Source organism: Streptomyces odonnellii, from assembly GCF_000981895.1.
Classification (GTDB): domain Bacteria; phylum Actinomycetota; class Actinomycetes; order Streptomycetales; family Streptomycetaceae; genus Streptomyces; species Streptomyces odonnellii.
This window is the reverse complement of record NZ_LATD01000444.1, coordinates 1-3,222: the sequence shown is the minus strand read 5'-3', so window position 1 is coordinate 3,222 and position 3,222 is coordinate 1. Positions and strand designations below refer to the sequence as shown.

Sequence of the window (3,222 nt, the reverse complement as noted above, 5' to 3'; positions counted from 1 at the left end):
GGAGGGCTGAGGGGGGTGCCCCCGTCTGGTGCGGGGGCACTCCTTCCCCACGCCTTCCGGCTGCGGGGGTGACGCAGACTCTCCGGTTGACGCGACTCCGGAGCCTCCCTCGACTCGGGGGCTCCCATCCAGCTGACGGGGCGCCTCTGCCGGCGCGGAGGGGTTCCGACCGGTCACTCCGGCGAGGGCCCCGGCAGGAGCCGGGGGTCCGGGGCCGTCACTCCGGCAGGCGCCTGACCTTGACGGTGTTGTCCGTGCGGTGGCCCGGCCGGCCGTCGGGCGAGGTCTGGCTCCGGTCGTGTTCCTCGCAGATCTGCACCTCCCACTTCCCGTCCGGCAGGTCCAGCGACTCCAGGACCTCTTCCGGTGTCGGGAAGTGCACGTCGGGGTGCGGGTTCTCCTCCCAGGACGGGAAGCCGGAGTGTCCGACGATCAGCAGCACTCCGCCCGGCGCGACCGCCGAAGCCGCGCTGCGCAGGATCTTCTCCCGGGGCATCTCGCCGTACGAGTGCAGGAACTGGGCGGAGACCAGGTCGTACGTGCCCTCAGGGAAGGACTCGCCGAGATCGTGCCGCTGCCAGTCGATCCGGTCGGCGAGCCCCTCCGCAGCCGCGTGCTCGGCCGCGCGGCCGAGGGCGACTCCGGAGATGTCGGTGCCGGTGACCCGCCACCCCTGCCGCGCGAGCCAGACCGCGTCGGCGCCTTCGCCGGAGCCCAGGTCCAGTGCTCGGCCGGGGGGCGTGCCGGTGACCTCGCGGACCAGCACGACATTCGGATTGCCGCTCCAGATCCGGTCGCTCCGGCCGTAGCGGTCGTCCCAGAACTCCTCCATCGAGCCGAACTCCTCGACGGAGGGGGTCTCGTGGGAGTGGTCGGTCATCGATGTGCCTCTTCCGTGAGCGTGGTCATGGTCTGAGCGTCCGTGGTCCGCGTGTTCGTGATGCTCGTGACCGTGGTTTGCGAGGTCGCGGTGCGCGAGGTCGCGTTCGCCGTGGTCGTGGTCCGTGGGGGAGGAGATGCCGCGGCGGGCCGCGACGGCCGCGCGGGTCTCCTCGGCGATCAGATCGGCGTTGATCGCCGCCGCGGCGCGGAGACCCGCCGCTGCCGAGCCGATGACCGTCTCGGTCAGCTCGGCGACATTGCCGGCCACCCATACGCCCGGTATCTCCGTCGCCCCCGACGGATCGGAGACGATACGGCTGCCGACCACCTGCCCGGCCATCTCCTGCGGGGTGGCGTGGAGCCCCAGACCGGTGAGGACACCGGCGCGGGCGGTGAAGCGCGGGGCGACCACCAGGGCCCGGCAGGGGATGACCCGGCCTCCGGCCAGGGTGACACCGGTCAGCCGGTCCCCGGTCACCTCCAGACCCGCCACCTCCCCGTCGATCACACCGACACCGCGTGCGGCGAGCTGCTCGTACTCCTCGTCGTCCGGCTCGGGCGCGGTGTGCAGGAACAGGGTGACGTCGTCGCTCCACTGCCGCCACATCAGCGCCTGGTGCACGGCCAGCGGCCCGGTGGCGAGGATGCCGACCGGCTGGTCGCGGACCTCCCAGCCGTGGCAGTACGGGCAGTGCAGCACCTCGCGGCCCCACCGCTCGGCGACCCCCGGTACCGGCGGCAGCTAGGCCCTGTCCGGCCGATCTTCGCGGGCCCGCGACGCCTGGCACGGCACCTCGCTGCGTTGTCGGAGTCGCCCGAGTACGTCCAGTACACGGACGATCCTCCGCCTTGCGATGCTCCCCCGCGGCCTGAACGGCACGGGAGGGGCCCCCTCCACCAGACGCCGCGGTCTGATCCACGAAGATCGACCGGACAGGACCTAGTCCACCAGACCGGTGGTCACCAGCAGCCGGTCCGCCTCGACCGCGGAACCGTCCGCGAGGACGACCCGGAAGCCGCCCGCCGCCAGGCGCTCGGCCGCCACCGCGCTGCCCTCGACGAACTCGCCGCCGCACGAGGCCACCTCCTCGCGGCCCACGGCCAGCAGCCGTGCGGGCGGGGTGCCCTCCCGGGCCAGATAGTTGTGGACATGGGCCGCGGGAGCGTTGCGCGGCCGGCCTCCGTCGATCACCAGCACCCGGCGGCGCGCCCGCGCCAGCGTCAGCGCCCCGCTCAGCCCGGCCGCTCCGCCGCCGATGACCACGACCTCAGGGCGCCGTGGGGCATCGGCCGCGTTATGTGCTGTTTCAGTCTTTTGCTCGGTCATGTGCCGTACCTCCGTCCGCCGGAGATACTCCGCCCGCCGGGAACCGTTTGACAAACCTTGTTGCCGAGACGGCAAATGGAGGTATGGCAATCACGGACATCGCAGATGACGACTTCTCCAGCGTCCTGACCGCCGTGGGGCCGCGTCTGCGCGCCCTGCGCCGGGACCGGGGGACCACACTCGCCAGCCTGAGCGAGGCGACCGGGATCTCGCTCAGCACCCTCTCGCGCCTGGAGTCGGGTCAGCGCAAACCCACCCTGGAACTGCTGCTGCCGCTGGCGAAGGCGTACGGCGTCCCCCTGGACGAGCTGGTCGACGCGCCCGCGACGGGCGACCCACGGATCCATCCCCGCCCCTTCGTCCGCGAAGGCAGGACGTACATCCCGCTGACGCGTCAGCTCGGGGGCCTCCAGGCGTACAAGCTGATCTTCCCGCCGGAGCCTTCGGACTCCGCGTGCGGCGAGCTGGAGCAGCGGGTCCATGAGGGGTACGAGTGGCTCTATGTGCTGGCCGGACGGCTGAGGCTGCGGCTGGGCGACCACGACCTCGTACTCACCGCCGGAGAAGCCGCGGAGTTCGACACCCGCACCCCTCACGGCTTCACCTCCGCCGGGCCCGAACCCGTCGAAGTCCTCAGCCTGTTCGGCAGGCAGGGCGAGCGCATGCATGTACGCGCCCGCCCCCGGAGCCGGTGAGCCCGTCGGCCGGGCCCGCTCCGCCCCGGCGACAAGCCGCCCCGCCGACGAGAAGGCCGTGACCAGACCCTGCCCCGTACCCGTAGTACCTCAGAGCTACGCGCGAGGTGAGTTCCCCGGCGGGACGACGGCCAGGGGGCCCTGTCCATAGCGTCCGTACCGCGATCACGCACCACTTGTTCCGGTACGGAAGGACCCTCCTCCATGGCGTCTGGCCCGCGCGGCAGCCGTTTCCGCCGCACCCTGCTCGCCGTGCTCGTCACCGCGTCGGTGGCGGTGCCGGTGTCCGGCGCGGCCCGCCCCGCCGCGGTCCCCGCC

General features: G+C 72.6%; 2 protein-coding genes and 2 pseudogenes. 1 reads left to right on the top strand and 3 read right to left on the bottom strand.

What is annotated here, in order from left to right; genetic code table 11:
* Positions 1-217 precede the first annotated feature (217 nt).
* From WH07_RS40575 to WH07_RS36780, 3 genes and pseudogenes are all read right to left on the bottom strand, one after another.
* Positions 218-880: a class I SAM-dependent methyltransferase gene (locus WH07_RS40575; protein ID WP_046508103.1), complete on the bottom strand. Its 663-nt coding sequence runs from the start codon at positions 878-880 to the stop codon at positions 218-220.
* A gap of 141 nt (positions 881-1,021) precedes the next feature.
* Positions 1,022-1,624, bottom strand: a pseudogene (locus WH07_RS40570) (FAD-dependent oxidoreductase); the annotation flags it as partial.
* 201 nt (positions 1,625-1,825) lie between these two features.
* Positions 1,826-2,209, bottom strand: a pseudogene (locus WH07_RS36780) (FAD-dependent oxidoreductase); the annotation flags it as partial.
* 83 nt (positions 2,210-2,292) lie between these two features.
* On the opposite strand from WH07_RS36780, the gene WH07_RS32460 reads away from it, so the two are divergent.
* A complete protein-coding gene (locus WH07_RS32460) occupies positions 2,293-2,904 on the top strand; it encodes a helix-turn-helix domain-containing protein (protein WP_408645977.1) in 612 nt (203 codons plus the stop codon).
* The last annotated feature ends 318 nt before the right edge of the window (positions 2,905-3,222 follow it).

Bases quoted from the DNA above. Each gene is read 5' to 3' on its own strand.
- WH07_RS32460 (WP_408645977.1), top strand. From the start codon at position 2,293: ATGGCAATCACGGACATCGCAGATGACGACTTCTCCAGCGTCCTGACC.
- WH07_RS40575 (WP_046508103.1), bottom strand. From the start codon at position 880: ATGACCGACCACTCCCACGAGACCCCCTCCGTCGAGGAGTTCGGCTCG.